14 protein-coding genes are annotated in these 18,625 nt (G+C 54.4%); 9 read left to right on the top strand and 5 right to left on the bottom strand.

The window, feature by feature from the left end; genetic code table 11:
• Positions 1 to 5: 5 nt before the first annotated feature.
• The 5 genes from HC248_RS02500 to HC248_RS02480 form a co-directional block, all read right to left on the bottom strand.
• Positions 6 to 1,127 (bottom strand): glycosyltransferase, encoded by a 1,122-nt coding sequence (locus HC248_RS02500; protein WP_168921120.1) that lies wholly within the window; start codon positions 1,125 to 1,127, stop codon positions 6 to 8.
• Positions 1,124 to 2,293: a glycosyltransferase family 4 protein gene (locus HC248_RS02495; RefSeq protein ID WP_168921119.1), complete on the bottom strand. Its 1,170-nt coding sequence runs from the start codon at positions 2,291 to 2,293 to the stop codon at positions 1,124 to 1,126. Before HC248_RS02495 ends, HC248_RS02500 begins: the two co-directional genes overlap by 4 nt.
• Positions 2,294 to 2,580: 287 nt before the next feature.
• Positions 2,581 to 3,351 carry a Crp/Fnr family transcriptional regulator gene (locus HC248_RS02490; protein ID WP_168921118.1) on the bottom strand — a complete coding sequence of 257 codons (771 nt, stop codon included), beginning with the start codon at positions 3,349 to 3,351 and terminating at the stop codon, positions 2,581 to 2,583.
• A 25-nt stretch (positions 3,352 to 3,376) separates the two neighbouring features.
• Positions 3,377 to 4,357 carry a GDP-mannose 4,6-dehydratase gene (gene gmd, locus HC248_RS02485; protein ID WP_420372010.1) on the bottom strand — a complete coding sequence of 327 codons (981 nt, stop codon included), beginning with the start codon at positions 4,355 to 4,357 and terminating at the stop codon, positions 3,377 to 3,379.
• Positions 4,341 to 5,261 carry a GDP-mannose 4,6-dehydratase gene (locus HC248_RS02480; protein WP_168921116.1) on the bottom strand — a complete coding sequence of 307 codons (921 nt, stop codon included), beginning with the start codon at positions 5,259 to 5,261 and terminating at the stop codon, positions 4,341 to 4,343. Before HC248_RS02480 ends, gmd begins: the two co-directional genes overlap by 17 nt.
• Positions 5,262 to 5,673: 412 nt before the next feature.
• Here HC248_RS02480 and HC248_RS02475 point away from each other — a divergent pair, with 412 nt between their 5' ends.
• The 9 genes from HC248_RS02475 to HC248_RS02435 all read left to right on the top strand — a co-directional run bounded on the left by HC248_RS02475 (position 5,674) and on the right by HC248_RS02435 (position 18,501).
• Entirely contained in the window at positions 5,674 to 6,513 is an 840-nt protein-coding gene (locus HC248_RS02475; protein ID WP_238342696.1) for an ABC transporter permease, read from the top strand.
• A 1-nt stretch (position 6,514) separates the two neighbouring features.
• Positions 6,515 to 7,738, top strand: a complete 1,224-nt coding sequence (locus tag HC248_RS17780) for an ABC transporter ATP-binding protein (RefSeq protein ID WP_168921115.1) — start codon at positions 6,515 to 6,517, stop codon at positions 7,736 to 7,738.
• Entirely contained in the window at positions 7,735 to 8,844 is a 1,110-nt protein-coding gene (locus HC248_RS02465) for a class I SAM-dependent methyltransferase (protein ID WP_168921114.1), read from the top strand. Before HC248_RS17780 ends, HC248_RS02465 begins: the two co-directional genes overlap by 4 nt.
• Before the next feature lie 78 nt (positions 8,845 to 8,922).
• Positions 8,923 to 10,134, top strand: coding sequence for a glycosyltransferase (locus HC248_RS02460; protein ID WP_168921113.1), 1,212 nt, complete (start codon positions 8,923 to 8,925; stop codon positions 10,132 to 10,134).
• 20 nt (positions 10,135 to 10,154) lie between these two features.
• Positions 10,155 to 11,534, top strand: a complete 1,380-nt coding sequence (locus HC248_RS02455) for a glycosyltransferase family 4 protein (protein WP_168921112.1) — start codon at positions 10,155 to 10,157, stop codon at positions 11,532 to 11,534.
• A gap of 57 nt (positions 11,535 to 11,591) precedes the next feature.
• Positions 11,592 to 12,566: an acyltransferase family protein gene (locus HC248_RS02450; protein ID WP_168921111.1), complete on the top strand. Its 975-nt coding sequence runs from the start codon at positions 11,592 to 11,594 to the stop codon at positions 12,564 to 12,566.
• 126 nt (positions 12,567 to 12,692) lie between these two features.
• Positions 12,693 to 13,961, top strand: a complete 1,269-nt coding sequence (locus tag HC248_RS02445; protein WP_168921110.1) for a FecR family protein — start codon at positions 12,693 to 12,695, stop codon at positions 13,959 to 13,961.
• Positions 13,962 to 14,011: 50 nt separating this feature from the next.
• Positions 14,012 to 15,328 carry a tetratricopeptide repeat protein gene (locus tag HC248_RS02440; protein WP_168921109.1) on the top strand — a complete coding sequence of 439 codons (1,317 nt, stop codon included), beginning with the start codon at positions 14,012 to 14,014 and terminating at the stop codon, positions 15,326 to 15,328.
• Positions 15,329 to 15,504: 176 nt separating this feature from the next.
• Positions 15,505 to 18,501, top strand: coding sequence for a beta strand repeat-containing protein (locus HC248_RS02435; protein WP_168921108.1), 2,997 nt, complete (start codon positions 15,505 to 15,507; stop codon positions 18,499 to 18,501).
• Positions 18,502 to 18,625 lie beyond the last annotated feature (124 nt).

The following is an 18,625-nucleotide window of genomic DNA, read 5'->3' as shown; positions in this document are numbered from 1 at the left end:
CTCGGTTAATGCGACAACATCTCGTCATACAGCTGTCGATAGGCATTGCCAACGACTTGCGGCGTGAAAAATTGCTCCCAGCGCGCTCTAGCGCCGTGGCCCAAGCGCTGGCAAAGTGCATCGTCGTCGGCCAAGGTATTCATAGCCTGCGCCAGCGCGTCGGGGTCACTCGGTGGAACGACCAAGCCGGTCTCGCCATGCCGATTAATCCAACTCGTCCCGGTACCAATCTCGCAGCAAATCAAAGGTTTGGCCGCCTGAGCGCCTTCCAGCAAAGTCATACCAAACGCCTCAGAGCGTAAATGAGAAGGAAAAACCACGCCCCGGCAGAGTGTAAACAGCGCATGCTTGTCAGCATCAGACACCGCACCCAAGAAATGCACATTGCTTATGCCTCTGGCCGCCACCTCATGCCTAAGCCGCTCGCCCTCAGGTCCGTCACCGACAATCACAATCGGCGCCGATACCTGACGTGCCGCAGTCAACAAAAAGTCCAAGCCTTTGTAATAGCGCAAGACGCCAACAAACAAAAAGAAATTTCGGCCTAATTGCGCCGCCCATTGGGCGCATAGCGACTCAGCCGGCGGACTTACCGGCCCTAGACAGTGCGGGATACATTTCAGCTTATCCTGATAGTCCTGCAAAATCTCGCTACTTTCCGCGTAATTCGGAGACGATGCCACCACATGCATGGCTTTACTCAGCAAGTAACGACGCAGCGGCGAATACAACATGCCCAGCCCCTTTTGCCGCACGATATCCGACACATAAGTCACCAGCACCGGCTGATTACGCCGGCGAATAAACGGCAGCAACATATCGGCGAAAGGCCAAGGGTAATGAATCTGAATGATGTCGCACTCATCAGCCGCCGCACGACAACGGCGTAAAGCCGTCCACGCACCTAGATCGCAGGAAGCCACCTCCAACCAAGACTTGGCGCGAATCAGCCGACCTTCAGGCAACTCCATGACGGCGGGCTCTGGCTGGCGCGCCAATGCAAACACCGTGTTCTCGACCGCCAAGGGTTGGGTCGCCAAGCAAAGTTGGCGAATCGACTCCTGCAGCCCGCCTTGCGTCTCCGGGAAATAAGTACGGTAAAGGTGTAGCACGCGAAGTTTTTTCACGCCCCAAGCCCCCGCTTAAGCATTACTTTTTCATACACGGCAAAGGTCTCATCGGCGCAGCGATCCCAGCTAAACAGCTTAGACCTCAGCCAGCCGCGCTGACCTAAATCTTGCGCATAAGCCCGGTCTTCCAACAACTGGCGCAGCGCGTCGCGCATGCCGTCCACATCGTCCGGGTCCACCATGATGCCAGCATCCCCCACTACTTCCGGCAAAGAAGTTTGATTCGATGTGACCACTGGCACGCCGGAAGCCATGGCTTCCAGTGCCGGCAGGCCAAAGCCTTCGTAGCGCGAGGGGTAGCAAAAAGCCGCAGCGCCAGCATACAAAGGTGCAATCAAATCATCCGCTACATAGTTAAGCAGCCGCAGTTCACCGCGCTGAATTAGCGCCTCTGCCGACTTCATCAAACCCTCAGTGCCCCAGCCCTTCATGCCCGCCACCGCCAGCGGGTAGCGCTTGCGCAGCTCTACTGGCAAACCGGCATAGGCAGCAAACAGCGTCGTCAGGTTTTTGCGCGGCTCCAAGGTACCCACACTCAATACATAGCCGCCTGGCGTTAACCCGAGACTGGCCAAAGCAGGTGCTATTGCATCAAAGCCAGTCGGCTGAAATCGCGGATCCGCCGCCAAATAAGTCGTGCTGATACGCGCAGGATCAATGTTGAACCATTTGTGCAAAGCCTTACGCGACGCCTCGGAAATCACAATGATGTGGTCCGCCTGTTCAAGCGCTAGCGGCATATCCCTTTGCATAACCCTGACCCGCTCCGCTGGGTGGGTTTGCGGATGGTCAAAACAAGACATGTCGCAAACGCTAATGACCTGCGGCCCTTTGTAAGGCAAAGGAAGATAAGCTGGCTCGTGATACAGCACTTCATCACCGCCCAAAGAGCCGCGTGTGTGGTACTTGAACATCGCCCGCTCAGCGAGCTTTTTAATTGCCCGCGGCCGCGGCAAAAACCGCTGCGCCAAGCCATAGCCGCGTTGCGCGGCCAGAGAAGCTGTCGCCGAAGGCAGCTTCACTCCTTGCTCACAATAAGCACCGTAATACATACGAATGTCAGCATCAGTCCGCTTATCCATGGCGGTAAACAGGTGGCGAACGTATTGACCAATACCGGTCAGGGGAGCCAACAAAGAGGTGCCGTTAACAAGAATTTTCATCAGTTACAGAAATAGTTCAGACAATACAAAGCCGCATGGCAAACCGGCAAGAGTGGCAATTAAATTTCCCACCATACTTTTTCGTTATTTCAAATCAGCCGAAAAGCATCTCGTTCTAGCCGGTCGTTGGCCGTCGCGACTCGACCATAAAGGCTCTAAACGCTTAAACAGCGCACTCAGTAGTCAAGTTAAAAAAGTTAAGCAATTATCTTAGCCTTACCGAGACACCCGCCATGGCGGTCAGGCTTGGCGCTCACAGCCAAGCCTGAAGTTTGTTAAAAACAAAGCTACGAGCTGAGTTGATCAATCGGTGGCTTGGGTGAATTAATCTCTGCGCGCAAGGCCTCGGGCTGGCGCACAATTAGCCGCCGCAAGTCTTTCTCCAGCACACCACTTTGTATCAACACCTGTATGGCTCTTGAGACAGTCTCACGACTGGTGTTGATCATGATTGAAATCGCCTGTTGGGTCGGGAGACTTTCAATCACCACCAAGCCACCCGGACTTATTTTCGCCAAATGGTCAAGCAAGGCATAGACCCGATGAAAAGCGTTAGGTATTCCTAAGATGGTTCTGAAATTAGACGCTCGCCTTATGCTGAGCGCCATTTTTTTGAGCATGCGATCGGCAACAAAGGGGTTGTTGTGCATTAACTCCAGCGCATGGGCGCGCGGCAGCAAAGCGTACAAAGAAGTCTCACAAGCCACCACAGTGGCTGAGCGAGGCAGACCATCAATCACCGACAACTCACCAAAATAGTCTCCCGCCACAAGAAAAGAAAGACCAATCTCGCGCCCATCTTCAGTAATATCCATGACCTGCAAACGGCCAGACAACAGAAAAACCAAATGCTCACCGGCACCGCCTTTGTGCAATATGACTTGCCCCTTTTGGGCTGTGCGCACCAGAAGTACAGCCGCAATCTTTCTCAACGCTTCCTCGTCAACACCCGCTAGCAGCGGCAGTTTATTCAACTGGATGGTGATGACTTGGTTTGGCGGGCTTTCGGCCCCTAGCCTTTCAGCTTCCGGCAAAGGTAGGGCGCTGGTGTTTGTCATAGTGGTTTTTTTACAAAACTGTATCTTATTCCTTGTTCACTCTGACCATATCGGCATCCACCATACCGGTAATGAGCGTGGCCAAGTCAGTTTTTGCCACCCAGCCCAGTTTGGCTTTTGCCTTGGCAGGGTTACCCAGCAAAACCTCCACTTCAGCGGGGCGATAAAACAAGGGGTCAATCACCACGTAGTCTTCGTGTTTTAAGCCCACATGCGCAAAAGCAATCGTGCACATATCCCGCACCGTCGTCGTCAGCCCAGTGGCAATCACGTAATCGTCGGCCTTGTCTTGCTGCAGCATCAACCACATCGCTTCAACATAGTCGCCTGCAAAACCCCAGTCCCGCTTGGCGTCAATGTTGCCCAAGCGCAGCTCTTTTTGCTTGCCCTGCTTAATCCGTGCCACCGCATCCGTCACTTTGCGCGTGACAAACTCAATCCCGCGCAGTGGTGACTCATGGTTAAACAAAATGCCGCTTGACGCATGCAGACCAAAACTCTCGCGGTAGTTCACCGTCATCCAGTGGCCGTAAAGCTTGGCCACGCCGTAAGGGCTACGCGGATAAAAAGGCGTTGTCTCGCTTTGCATAGACTCTTGAATCAGGCCAAACATCTCGCTGGTCGACGCTTGGTAAAAGCGGGCTTTTGGGTTCACTATGCGTATCGCTTCGAGCACATTTAATGTGCCCACACCCGTCACCTGTGTAGTCAAAATGGGTTGTTCCCATGATGTGCCCACAAAACTTTGAGCGCCTAGGTTGTAGACCTCGCTGGCTTGCGATTTCTCCATGGCCCGAATTAAGGAGGACAAATCCGTCAAATCACCATCGAGCAACTTAACCGACGACTCAACACCTAAATGGCGTAAGCGCCACAGCGTGTCAGTTGCCCGCCGCGCATGCAGGCCAAACACCTCATAGCCCTTGTCCAACAACAGTTTCGCCAGATAGGCGCCATCCTGACCGGTAATACCGGTGATCAGAGCTGTCTTATTTTGCAAATTTATTCTCCCAATAGCTGTACAAATTCAAAAGTGTCTCGTCAATCGCCACCTGCGGCAGCCAGCCCGTGTGTTCGGTTAATTTTGCATGGCTAGCACACACCCGGGGCTGCTCTGATCGCCTAAAGCGAGCCGGGTCTTGCACGATTTCGGCCTTCACGCCGGCAATTATCAACAGCTTTTCAAGCAAGGCTCGCACTGACCACTCCGTGCCGGAGCATACGTTATAGACCGCACCGTTTTGTCCGTTTGATAGGATTAACTCGTAAGCTCGCAAAACATCGCTGACATCGCTGAAATCGCGGGTGACATCAATATCGCCCACGGTCAGCACCGGCGGCTTTAAACCAGCGGCTATTTGCGCGATCTGGCAGGCAAAGTCGGACAAGGCAAAAGTCGGTGCCTGACCCGCTCCAATATGGTTAAAAGGCCGTGCCATCATGACTTCAAACGGTCCGGTCTGACTCCACTGATAGCACAAGGCCTCCGCTGCCACTTTGCTAACCGCATACGGGTTACGCGGGCGCAGCGGGTGAGATTCCCGAATCGGCAAACTCTCTGCACCGACCAACCCATAAGCATCGCCAGTTCCCGCCAACAAAAAACGCCCCTTAAAACCGGTTTCTGCCAAGGCCTCAAGCAAACGCAGCGTGCCTAAAAAATTCACCTCAAAGGTTTTTTCTGGCGCGGCAAAAGAGTCAGGAACAAAACTCAAAGCAGCCAAATGCAGGACGCGATCAGGTTTGAATTTTTGCAACAAGTCAATCAAACTGGCCTTCTCGCATATATCAACATTGCTTGAAAGTGTTGAGAGTCCAGTCGCGCCTGGCCAGCAAGCTAAACCGTGTTGACCAACAAAGCCCTTATCTCCTGTGATCAATAACTGGGCAGTCTTTGGGGGTTGTAGCATCGAAATTTTCAGTCCTTTTTTCTTTTCTTTTGAGTCATCACAACTTGTTGCGGACCGATTACGTCCGGCGCCCAGCAGCGACAAACAAGCACTCACACTCATTGATATCGACAAGATTTTACGGGACGCTTAGAGACTCAAAGCTTTACATAACTCACATGACTCACGCTTGACGCAAGAAGGCAAAATTGCTAGCTATACAATCGAATTTTTGAAATTGTCACCCATGCAAGCAAAGCCCTCAAATAGCGTACGTGCTGTTTAGAAGCGCTGACTAAGCCGACATGAATAATATTTATCCCACCTCAAACCGCATTTCATTTTTCACAGCCTTTTCCCAACCAAGCCTCAAGATGTGCCCCTTATCAAGTCATAGGAACAGGAACGCAAAGCCAAAACGCTTAGCCAATTCATGAGCACTGAAGTTACCCAAGTGCGCGCCAGCAGTCGCGAAGCCGGCATGGACGCCCTGCGATCACTTTGGCACTACCGCCGGTTTATTGTCGGCAGCGTTGCACGTGAATTTCGCAGCCGCTACGCCAACACCATGTTGGGCTCGGTCTGGCTAGTCTTAGCGCCGTTCGCGATGATCTTGGTTTACACCTTGGTTTTTTCGCAAATCATGCATGCCCGCCTAGCCGGCAGTGCAGAGCCCTTTGCCTACAGTATTTACCTCTGCGCCGGTTTGCTGCCTTGGCAATGGTTTACTGAACTGCTCTCACGCAATGTTGGCATTTTTGTCGACCACGGCGGGCTGATAAAAAAATCCAGCTTTCCTCGTTTGGCACTGCCAGTGATCTCCTTCATCGCCAGTGCTTGCAACTTTGCGCTGATTTTTGGTTTGTTTATGATTTTTCTGCTGATCATGGGACGTTGGCCGGGCTGGAATATTCTCGGGTTGATACCGCTTTTACTTCTGCAAAGCGCTTTTGCGATCGGCCTAGGCATCACGCTAGGTGTGTTAAACGTGTTCTTTCGCGACATTGGGCAGGCCGTCGGCATCATTCTTCAATTTTGGTTTTGGCTCACTCCCATCATCTACCCCATAGGCACATTGCCAGAATGGGCGCGCAACTACCTGTCTTGGAATCCCGTCATGCCACTGTTTGACGGCTACCATAGAATTTTTCTGGGCCAAGGCTTGCCGCAATGGGAAAACCTGACCGGCCTGACCCTGCTAACGCTAGTGCTGCTGCTGATCGCCGCGTGGATATACCGCGCAGCCCAATCCCAACTAGTGGACGAGCTGTAAATTGGGAACTCTCAACATCAACGGTCTAGGCAAAGCCTACCGTCAATACAAACACCCCAGCGGCCGCATACTCGAATGGCTAGGTGCTAGCCCTCGGCACACCCTGACGTGGGTACTCAGAGACATCAATCTACAAATCAAGCCGGGTGAATCCGTAGGCCTGATTGGGCGTAATGGAGCCGGCAAAAGCACACTTTTAAAACTCATCACCGGCGTCAGCGCACCCACAGAAGGCACGGCCAAACTGACCGGCCGCGTATCTGCGCTGTTAGAACTCGGTCTGGGGTTTCACCCCGAATTTACCGGCCGACAAAACGTCTATATGCAAGGCTATCTGCAAGGCCTGAGTCAAGCGCAAATCGATGAGCTCATGCCCAGCATTGCGGCATTTGCAGAAATCGGCGACTACTTAGAACGCCCAGTCCGCATCTACTCCAGCGGCATGCAAGTTCGCCTGGCCTTTAGCGTCGCCACCGCCTTGCGGCCTGATATTTTGATTGTTGACGAAGCATTGGCCGTGGGTGACGCCTACTTTCAACACAAATGCTTTGACCGCATACGCACCTACCGCAAACAGGGCACCACCTTGCTGTTTGTCTCTCACGACCCAGGCGCAGTCAAAAGTTTGTGCGATCGAGCCGTGCTCATTGAGGGCGGTCAAGTCGTTCTTGACGGCAAACCCGCCGACGTGCTGGATTACTACAACGCACTGATTTCCCCGCAAGCCATAGACAACGCCATCCGTGAAGGCACACCCGACGGCAGCGGCATACGTTCCGGCAGCGGTGCGGTGCGTATACGCCATGCAGACATGCTGAGCAAAGGCAAAAGCATGCGCGCGCTGGTTGCAGGGCAATCTCTCAGTATTCACCTAGACTTACACGTTCAGCAAAACCTCGACGACTTCACCGTCGGGCTGCTGATTAAAGACCGCTTAGGCAATGACGTTTTTGGAACCAATACCCACCATATGGAGCAAGCGCTAGGCCCGGTCACAAGCGGTGAAAACAAAGAGATATATTTTGACTTCCCCAGCCTAGCTTTAGGCCCCGGCCACTACAGCATTACCCTCGCCGCTCATGCCAGCTCTGACCATCTGGCAGGCAATTACGACTGGTGGGAACGCGCCCTAGTATTTCAAGTCATGCCAGCAGAAGGCATTCACACCATTGGGATTTGCCACATGCCGCTGACTTTTCGGCAAGAAACCATCACCAAGTTATGAAATTTTGGCCACCCAGTGAACTTATAGCAACGCTTAAGCGTGCAGCAGCCTTGCCGCGTCTGCTCAAAACCCAGATGCAAGCAGTTCAAGTGAGCATGACGGCTTTGGAGCAGAAGCATCAGCAGCTTGAACTCAAAAACGAAAAACTCACAGCGAGTCATTCGCAACTGACAGGCCAGCAGCAACAACTCCAGAAAAACCACGACGCCAGCGTCGCCTGGATGCAGCAGATGTATCCAGAAATCGTCAGCGCAATTGGTAAAAAGCTAGAGCAAGAGCACTTCGACAAACTCACGCAAGACGTCTTCGCTGCTGTCTACAGCGAAGTCGGCGCATTCAGCGACCGCCTCGACAGACTGCAACACACAGCAGGCCAAGCAAATCCAGCAGAGCTGGCAAACAGCACGCCTGCAAACGCCACCGCAGAAGACAGTCGCAGCGCAGGCTTTTACTTAGAGCTAGAGCGTCGCTTTCGCGGCACGGCCGACGAAATCAGCGCCCGTGCCCAGCCCTACCTCAGCCTGCTGCAAACCGACCCGGCCCTGTTCACCCCGGTACTCGACATCGGCAGCGGCCGCGGCGAATGGCTAGCCTTACTCGCCCGCGAAAACATAAGCGCCAGCGGCGTAGACCTCAACCCCATCAACGGCCACTTTTGCCGCTCACGCGGTTTAGAAGTACGCACCGGCGACGCTATCGCGTATTTGGCCAGCCTAGCGCCGGCCAGCCTAGGCACGGTTACAGCTTTTCACTTGGTCGAGCATCTCCCGTTCGCCACCTTACTCGCGCTTACCGACGAAATACTGCGGGTACTCAAACCCGGCGGACTGCTGATTTACGAGACCCCAAACCCTGAAAACATACTGGTGGCAACCCAGTACTTCTGGATAGACCCCACCCACATCAAACCCCTGCCACCAGATTTGCTGCATTTTCTGGTGATGCAAAGGGGTTTTACCAACGCAGAGATACGCCGACTGCATCCCGGCGAGCTCTCGCCCACCCCGGACGCCACACTCCAAGCCCTGCTATCCGGGCCGCGCGACTACGCCGTGATCGCCGTCAAACCGCAATTGGCCCAAGCTGCAAATTTGCCTGTCGATTAGCGAATCAATTAGTCCATTCAATAGCCGCACATCGTGTGCGAACCACCTTGTCTTTTAAGTCGATTTAACGGAAACACCGTGCGCCAAGCTGCCAACATCTTCATCCTAGGTTCCTACCCCTGCCAAACGCCTATGCATGGCGGTCAAATTCGGTTGGCAGAGATCGCCGCTGCCTACCAACGCACCGGCGCGCAAGTGCGCGTCTGCAGCGTGTTTGACGAAACCTCTTACGCCAATCAGCGCTACGGCCCTTACGATCACATCTACCCTATTCATAGTCAGTTTCGCCAATGGAATGCGCAAGCCATCCCCTTAATTGACGACCTCACGGTCGGCAACTATGCCGCGCTTGACCCAGATGCCTATAAAACCCTCAGCCAGCACTTGCCCTCATCGGTTGATGTTTTGCATTTTGAACAGCCTTGGTTACTCCCCTTGGTACTGCGTTGGCGCAAAGAAGGCCGGCTAAACGGCACCCGCTTGGTCTACGGCTCGCAAAATATTGAAGGCCCATTAAAAGCCTCCATACTGCACCAATACCGCATACCCCAAGCAGAGGCCGTCGCCGAGGAAATCTCCGCACTAGAGCGCTCAGCTTGCCAAGAAGCAGACCTCACATTAGCGGTCTCAGAGTCCGATCGCAAAACTTTGCAAAGCTACACCACCAAGCCAGTCCTGCTGGCCGCCAATGGCATCGCAGCCTGGCAAGCCAAAGACGCAGCCTTAAAGCACTGGAAAGCGCAGCTGCCAACCGAAAAGTTCGCCTTATTCGTCGCCAGCGCGCACCCGCCCAACATCAGCGGATTTTTTGATATGTTTGGCGATGCCCTAGGTTTTATCCCGCCAGACACGCGTTTAGTAGTGGTCGGCAGCGTAGGCCCCCATCTTTTGAGTCACCCCCGCTTTCAGCGCTGGCTGCCGCTTAATCAGTCGCGGATTCAAGTCTTAGGCCTTATCGACGACCAAGCGCTGGCCGCCGTCAAAACCCTAGCCCACCTATTCGTTCTACCGATTACCGAAGGCGGCGGCTCAAATATCAAAACCGCCGAGGCGCTTTACTCTGGCTCTCACGTTTTAGGTACGCCAGTGAGCTTTCGCGGCTTTGACAACTTCGTCTCCCTTGCCGGTGTGCACCAGCACGCCCAGCCGGCAGCGTTTCGCCAAGCCGTCACCACGCTGCTACAAACCCCTTCACCCGCCACTACCCCGGCCACACAAGCCCTGCGTCAAACCCTGCTCTGGTCTAACACCCTAGCCTGCGTTGAAGACACAGCCCGTGCGCAACCTTGACCGAACTACCCCCTATCTTCATGTCCGGAACTAACCCCAGCGTCTGCGTCGACGTCACCACGCTCATCCACTGGCAGCGTCCCGCTGTCGGCATTGTCAGAGTAGAGCAGCAGCTCTGTCGCTGGCTGCTAAGCGAGTTGCCGCCCAATCTGCACTTTGTCGCCTTTGACAGCTCAAAAGGGCAATTCAAGCAGCTCACCCACAGCGCCGTTCAGTCCCACCTAGACCGGCTCGACAGCTACAGCACCGCACAGCACGTAACAGCGCAGCAAGCCTTGCCCAATTTAGAGGAAAGATTGCGCCGCAAAGCCTTGTCCTTGCTCTCCTTTGTACCGGCCCCCTGGCGACTCAGCGCCTATCGCCAGTTGCTCAAGGCCAGACCAATTATTCATACATGGGTAAAACTAGCCCGCAGAGTGCGCAGCAAACTTAAATCCAATGCCGCCGTTCAAACGCCGGCCGAAGACAACACCTTCTTTGAGCTCCCGCGCGGCAGCACCTATATCTCGCTAGGTCTTGACTGGAACTACAAAGACATGGCGCAGATCTACCGCATTAAGAAAGCGCAAGACCTCAAGCTGCTTTTGTTTTGCTACGACATCATCCCTATTCGCCTGCCGCACCTGTGTGTGGCCGACGTCTCACGCCAGTTTGCCCATTACTTTGTCGACCTCGCTTGGTGCGCCGACCTGATCTTGTGTATTTCAGAGTCAAGTCAGCGCGACTTGACTGGCTTTTTGGGCAATATGAGCGTGCCTCAGCCGCGCACCGAAGTCATTCGCCTAGGCGCTGACATCCTGCCGGGTCAAGGCGAAACCGGCCCTGTCAGCGAAGGCATTTCCCGCTTCACCAATGAGCCCTACATACTCTTTGTCTCGACCATAGAGCGCCGCAAAAACCACGAAATTCTCTACCGCGCCTACACCCGACTGGCCGAAGAAGGACTGGCGCTGCCGCAATTAATTTTTGTCGGCATGCCCGGCTGGGGCGTTGGCGAGTTGCACGCCGACCTAGCCCTAGACCCGCGCACCCAAGGCCGCATCCACGCCCTGAACCATGTGAACGACATAGAGCTAGCCCACCTCTACCAGAACGCCAGTTTCACGGTCTACCCCTCTTTGTATGAAGGCTGGGGATTGCCAGTTGCCGAGAGCCTGGCCTACGGCAAATTTTGCCTCTGCGCCAACACCTCATCGCTGCCAGAAGTCGGTGAGCAATGGGTCGAATACCTAGACCCCTGGGATTTGCCAGCGTGGGTAGAGCGTTTACGCTTTTTCATTACCCACCCAGAAGAAATTGCCCAGCGCAACGCCGCCATCAGCGCCGGCTACTCGCCCCACCCGTGGCGTCAAACCGCCGCGGACATTTATCGCCATGCCTGCGCATTAAGCCAGAGTTAACAGCCAAAAGCAGCCTTCTCTAGCCCAAGCCACCGACTCAACCACAGGACTTTCTCCATGCTAGGCACGCTACGCCTTTTGCTTGCCTTAGCGGTTGCCGCCAGCCATACCAATCTACGCATGTTCGGGCTAAACCCCGGCGTGATGGCGGTGGTTGGCTTTTACCTGATTTCTGGCTACGTCATGGCCGGCCTTATCCGCCGCCATTACAGCCAGGGCGCGCAAGCCCCGGCGTTTTACCTAGACCGCGCCATTCGCTTGCTGCCGCAATACCTGTTCTACGCCGGCCTCACGCTGGCTTGGTATGGCTTCACCCAAGCTAACACCCAATTCCTTAGCCACGCCCCTAGCGCGGGCGACTTGGTGAACAACTTACTAATCATCCCGCTCAACTACTACATGTACAACGGCAGCGATGGCTACACCCTCATCCCGCCGGCTTGGTCTTTAGGTGCAGAAGTACAGTTTTACCTGCTCGCCCCTTGGCTACTGGTCTGGCCCAAACGCCTGCTGGCCTTTGGCTTGCTGAGCCTAAGCGTCTACCTAGCCGCCTTGGCCGGCATCATCAACAGCGACTGGTTTGGCTACCGTCTGCTGCCCGGCGTACTGCTGTTTTTTTTACTTGGCGCTTGGCTGCAAGGCCTGCATCAGCAAGGCCAGCAACGCCAAGCACAGGCCATGACACTAGGCGTAGCCGCACTGGCCACGTTGGCCATAGGCCTGCTCTTTATCAACGGCAATCTGCGTCAGCCGTATAACTTTGAAACCCTGCTTGGCCTTATTTTTGGCCTGCTGCTATTGCAAGCCCTAGCCACGCGCCCTCGCACCCGCTGGGATGGCTTGGCTGGCGACATCTCCTACGGAGTGTTTTTGAATCACTTTCTGATTATTTGGACGTTTTACCCCCAAGGCGTGAGCAGCAGCCAGCTGCCCGGTTTTCTAGCCCTGAGCATGGCGCTTTCATGCTTAAGCCAACGCTTGGTAGAGCAATCCCTGCTTAAACTGCGGCACCGGTTTAGAAAAACCCATTAAATCAAGCCTTGAGTGATATGTTGAGTAAGGGTGATAAACTTAAAAAATCGATTAAAACCTATGCGCACTCTATATAAAACCCTGTTCAAGCAACTTTTTTGCACCCTCTGCTTAGGCCTGCTTGGCTTGCAGACAGCTAACGCACAAAAAGCGGTCACCGAAGCGCCCATCATAGGCAGCATCACCTTTCAGGTCGGCGACACCCGGCTAGAGCGCAACGGCAGCAGCACCCCCCTCACCAAAGGCCAAACCCTAAAAGTAGGCGACCGCCTGCTCACCGGCCCAGACGGCCACATACATGCACGCATGATTGACAACGGCTTCATCGCCGTGCGGCCCATGGCCAAGCTACAAATTCAGTCTTACACCTACGCCCCGCAAGACCCCAGCGCCAACCGCGTCGGCTTGATGCTCGAATCCGGTGTTGCCCGCACCATCTCCGGCAAGGCCGGCGAAGCCGCACGCGAACACTACCGCTTTAACACCCCCGTCGCCGCCATAGGTCTGCGCGGCACCGACTATGTGGTCCAAGCCCTGCCAGACGCCACCCGCGTCTCGGTATTAAAAGGCGCAGTAACTATGAGTGCTTTTGGCCCAAGCTGCCTACTCAGCACCTTATCCCCCTGCACCGGCCCGCTCACGCGTGAGCTAGCAGCCGGCATTCCCCAAGCCTATATGGAAGTACGCGCCCAAGGCGGCCTACCTACCATCGTGGTGCCCGAAAGCGGCAAGGACGGTCCGAATAAAGCTTCTCCGCCCCGCCCAGAAGAACTCCACGTACTGTCTGAGCGCGAGCTAGCACAAACCACCGCCCTAGCCAGCGAGGTGCTGCGTACCTCCACTGCGCAGCCGGTTCAACCAACACAACCCATTCAACCCCTGCCGCCCGCAACCCGCCCAGAAATTGCTTGGGGCCGCTGGAGCAACGTCGCCCTGCCCAACACACCGACTGTCGTCAGTGTGTTGACCGACGACCGCGAGATCACCTTCGGCAACGCCTTATTCGGTTTGGTCCGCCCCAGCAACTCCAACGCTTTTCCCAGCACCGGCGTAATCGGCATGAACTACCAAGGCGGCGAAGCCTATTTGCAAACCACCCAACCAGGCCAGACGCAAACCCTCGCCCCGGCTCAATTGGGCAACACCAACTTGCAGTTGGACTTCAATAAGCGCCAGTTCTCAACCCAGCTCAATGTCACCGCACAGGGCATTACCCACCCGCTCAATGCCCAAGGCAGCATACACAGCCAAGGCCTGTTGCTGGTTGACCCTAGCCGTTCAAATATGAATTTGGCTGGCGTCCTGAGTAACAACGCCAACGAAGCCGGCTATCTGTTTGATGCCAGCTTGAGCCCCACTCAAAACCTGGTCGGTGCCACGCGCTGGAGCCGCTGATCCGCCGTCTTAAGCCCTGGCGTCTAAAGTCACGGCTAATCGCACTGCTATTGCTGAGCTCTGGCGTGGCTTGGTCGCAAGACTCAAGCAACCCAAAGCCACCGTCAAGCACCAACATATCCAGTCTTACGCAGCAAATTAACGCCAGCCAAGACCCAGACCAGCTCTACCAACTCGGCCTAAACGCCTTAGCCAACAACCAACCCGACCTGGCACGACAAGCGTTAGAGCGAGTCGTTGGCCTAGACCCGCGTTTTGCCGGGGCTTGGCTAGACCTAGCGCTAGCCACCTACCGCAGCGGCGACGCCGCCGCTGCAGTTGAGCACTTGGAATACTTGCGCAACCAGTTCCCCTTAACGCCGGCTTTGCTAAACCAAGTAAACCAATGGCAAAGCCTTTGGCAAAACCCGCAAAACCTTCAAACCGATCAGCGCAGCCAGCCCAAGTCCAGCTGGCAGGGGGAAATCCAGCTCAGCGCCGGCTATGACAACAACGCCAACACCGGCCTTTCGCGTTTGCAAATCCCGCTCAGCCTACCCACAGGCAGCACATTGTTTGATGTGGACAAAGCCTTTTTGCCACGCGCCGACAGCTTTTCTTTGTTCGCCGCCACATTGGGTGGCCCAGTCTGGGCATTCGGGCCGGGCAATCTCAGCCCTGTGTTGCTGCTGCGCAACAAGCTATACACCCATGAAACTGGCTTTAACAGCCTAGACCTGCAACCCGGTTTGGTCTACCAACAAGCCGCTGGGCCGGACTCAAACACAGTGGCACCGAACAATTACTGGCAAGTCAATCTGCTGGCCCAGCACTACCGCTTGGGCGGCCAGACCCTGTTTAACGGTCTGCGCGTGGCCGTGCTGCGCAACCAGCCTTGGCACAGCTGCCAGCGCATACTGGGCACAGAGATAGCAACGCGCGCCCAACAGAGCGTACCCAGCCTAAGCGGCACGCTCTACAGCCTGAACGCCGGCCTGAGCTGCCCACTACCCGGCGACGGGAGCAAAAGCATTAGCGCCAACCTTAAAACCGGCTTTGAGCAAGCCAGAGCTGACCGCCCCGGCGGCAACAACCAAAGCGCCGAATTAACCCTGCGCTATGAGCAAATGCTAAGCCCCAGCCAAAGCCTGCAGGCAAGCTGGCAAATCGCCACCACAGCCGACCAAAGCGGCTACAGCCCGCTGCTAGAAGACAACGCCAAGCGCAAACTGCAGCGCCAAACCCTCAGCCTAGGCCTGCGCCAAAGCCTAAACGTCGACTGGGAAGCCCGACTCAATTTAGAGTTTTTTCAGCAGCGGGCGAATTTGCCTTTGTTCGAGCAGCAAGGCCGCATGCTGATGCTGGGACTAGCTAAGCGCTTTAATTAAAAGCCAGTGACACTAAATCCCTAGTTAATTGGATTAAATTGTGTACTTTGTGACGCAAGTCACACTTTCAGATTAACGCCTTATGCATACTACCCTCACGACTCGATAGTCACTTGCACTGCTTGCTCGTCAGTTTTCGAAAACTGTTTTTTAAATGCATTTAAAGGAAAATTCAAATGGCTGTTTCTATTACCTCGCAAAACCGCGTAGATGTATCCAATCTATATGTGGCCTTGTTCGGCCGCGCACCTGATGGCGATGGCCTGGGCTTTTGGACCAACTTGCTCGCCAACGGCACTTCGGTGTCTTCGGTTGCTGACACCATGTTCGCTACCGCACCTGCGCGCGCATTCTTCCCTTCGTTCAACACCAATCAAGAAACCATTGCTAGTTTCTACGTCAACGTGTTGGGCCGCACTGCTGACACCGATGGTCTGGCTTTCTGGACTGCCAAGCTGAACGCTACTGGTGCTACGCCAGGTTCGGTTATTTCACAAATGATTGCAGTAGTTACTACCTACACAGGTACTGATGCTGCTGGCCTGTTGTCACAGAGCTTGTTCAATAACAAAGGTACCGTTGCTTTGGCCTACGGCGTGAGCAATGGCTCTGTTGCTGGTGCACAGACAATTTTGGTGGGTGTGGATGCTACTGCTGCTTCTGTGACTGCTGCTACTGCTAAGATTACTGCTGGTGCTGGTGCTGCTGGTGCTACTTTCACGCTCACTACTGGTGTGGATACCTTCACTGGCACTGCTGGCAACGACACGTTCAATGCGACGAATGCGACCTTGACTTCGTTTGACAATATCAACGGTGCTGCTGGTGCTGATGTATTCAATTATGCGGATACAACCGCTGTTAATTTTGCTTTGCCTGCTGCTGTAACTTTGTCAAATCTTGAAAATATTGTTGTAAGCCGTACTGCAACTGGTGGCGGTACTGGCGCGGTTGCAATCACAAACACGACCTTTGGAACAGGCGTAACGTCACTTGGATATAACGAAGCAAGTCTTGCTGCTAATATGACTGCCGCAACCGCAGCAGTAACGCTTAATAGCGCGACAGATGTTACGGTTGCGGCAACAGGTACGGGTGTCTTTACCACCGTTGCTGTTACAGATACCTCGACTACGTCATCCTCCACGGGCAACACCTTAAAGAATGTTACCGCTACTGGTAGTACTGGCGCTATCACCCTTACCGGCAATGGCATTACTGGCGTGACTCTGAATAACGACGCTGGCTTGGCAACAGTAACTGCGGCGGCTGGTACTCGTGCGCTGACCGTCAATACGGCTGGTACTGTTGGTCATGGCGGTCTGACAGATGCAACTGCGACGACACTGTCGATCAACAATACCGGTATTGCTACTCTGGGCACCTTTACGGCTGCCAAAGCGACTACTGTTAACTACACTTCCAGCGCAGCAAACACATCAGCTACGATTGCGGCTGTCTTGGCTACGACTTTGAATGTTAGCGGTTCGAAATTGGCTACGGTCGCCCTCACGACGAACAACGCTCTGACGACAGTCAATGTCACCGGAACTGCTGGGTTGACCCTGACGGCCACAACGAATGCAGCAACAGATTATGCTGTTCTCACCTTAATTGATACCTCGGGCACAACGGGTGTTCTTACTGCCACTGTCTTGGGTACTGGAACGGCTGTAACCGGTGGTGCTGGTAACGACATCGTTACTGTAGGTGCGACCACCAAGGCTATTTCTTTGGGTGGTGGTACAGCTATTGCAGCAGTTGCAGGTGTGTCAAATGCTATTGCGGCTGGCAATACAGTTATCCTTTCCACGGGCACGACGGCTCTTGGCCTGGGTGGCTCAATTAATGGTGGAACAGGTGCTGCTGACATTCTGTCACTGACTGCCGCTGACGCTGCAACCTTGTCCACGGCGGGTGCTGTTCAGACCGCATTTAAAGCTGCTGTGACAGGTTTCGAGCAGTTGTCACTGACGGGTATTGGCGCTAGCGCGACATATAACAGCAAGGGCTTTGGTACTTTCGACACTGTCAACATTACCGGTGCCGCACAAACTACAAATATCAGCAACCTGGCTTCAGGTGAATCCATCAACATTACCGGTGCAAACACGGGTATCACAACATCGGGTACCACTGGTTCGGGATCTGCGGATGTGCTGAAGGTTGGCCTTAATAATATCGCGGTAGGTATTACTGCTTTTGGGAGCCTGACTACGCCTAACGTAGAAATTATCAACATCACAACGACGGATACGGCACTTACCCCGGTTGGTTACGCTGATACGTTGACGATTGTGGATACGGCGATGACGACACTTACCGTCGCGGGTACCAGCGGTTTGGCACTGACCTTCGCCGGTACTGCTCTTACCTCAATCGACGCAAGCGGCATTACCAAGGCTGGCGGCTTTAGTTATACCGCCGGTGCGTTGCAATATGCATCAACGTTTAAGGGTAGCTTGCTGGGTGGAGACACGATCAATGCCGGAAGTGCATTGGCCGCTGTCAGCATCACTGAAACAGCCGGAACGAACACCATTACGGGTAGCTCGACAATTGGCAGCACGCTGACAGGTGGTTCGGGTGCCGATACCATCGTCGGTGGTTCTGGTATTGACACAATCACCGGTGGTGCCGGTATTGACGTCATCACCGGTGGTGCCGGTATTGACGTCATCACCGGTGGTGCTGGTGCTGACGTTATTACGCTGGGTACCGGTGCGGACATTGTCCGCTACGAGGTGATTGCAACTTCAACCAGTGCAACAGGTGCTAACGTTGACAAAATCACTGACTTTGTGGCCGGTATTGACAAGATCAACTTTACTGGGTCAGGCGGTGGTTTGAATACGACGTTGACTGGCGTTACCATCAATACAGGTACTGCAGCTACCGCGACTATGGCAGCCGCTGTAGCAAATACCACTTCAGTGGCTACTATTGCTGACGTGTACTCAGCCCTTGCTGCTTACACTACGCTGACAGCATCGAATGCGGCGGGTACAGCTACAGTTGCTCAAGTTTATACATTCGCTAATGGTGCCGCTGCTGGCACGTACTTGGTTGTGAATGATGCAACGCTGGGCTTCCAAGCTGCGACCGACGTTGTTATCAACCTGACCGGTCTGTCTGGAACCTTCAGCGGTACTGACATCACTTACACCGTTTAAGTATTTCCTTATATGCATTCCGCGCTTCGGCGTAGGGTGTAGCTAACCCTCTCGAAACCCCATTGCTCACAAGGCAGTGGGGTTTTGCTTTTGGGATTCGACTTCTGACTTCTGACTTCGAAAT

Source organism: Polaromonas vacuolata (genome assembly GCF_012584515.1).
GTDB lineage: Bacteria > Pseudomonadota > Gammaproteobacteria > Burkholderiales > Burkholderiaceae_C > Polaromonas > Polaromonas vacuolata.
The sequence above is the reverse complement of the archived record's forward strand: the minus strand, read 5'-3'. Positions and strand labels throughout refer to the sequence as shown.

Bases quoted from the DNA above. Each gene is read 5' to 3' on its own strand.
- HC248_RS02455 (WP_168921112.1), top strand. From the start codon at position 10,155: ATGTCCGGAACTAACCCCAGCGTCTGCGTCGACGTCACCACGCTCATC.
- HC248_RS02495 (WP_168921119.1), bottom strand. From the start codon at position 2,293: ATGAAAATTCTTGTTAACGGCACCTCTTTGTTGGCTCCCCTGACCGGT.
- HC248_RS02475 (WP_238342696.1), top strand. From the start codon at position 5,674: ATGAGCACTGAAGTTACCCAAGTGCGCGCCAGCAGTCGCGAAGCCGGC.
- HC248_RS02435 (WP_168921108.1), top strand. From the start codon at position 15,505: ATGGCTGTTTCTATTACCTCGCAAAACCGCGTAGATGTATCCAATCTA.
- HC248_RS02480 (WP_168921116.1), bottom strand. From the start codon at position 5,261: ATGCTACAACCCCCAAAGACTGCCCAGTTATTGATCACAGGAGATAAG.
- HC248_RS02490 (WP_168921118.1), bottom strand. From the start codon at position 3,351: ATGACAAACACCAGCGCCCTACCTTTGCCGGAAGCTGAAAGGCTAGGG.
- HC248_RS02450 (WP_168921111.1), top strand. From the start codon at position 11,592: ATGCTAGGCACGCTACGCCTTTTGCTTGCCTTAGCGGTTGCCGCCAGC.
- HC248_RS02465 (WP_168921114.1), top strand. From the start codon at position 7,735: ATGAAATTTTGGCCACCCAGTGAACTTATAGCAACGCTTAAGCGTGCA.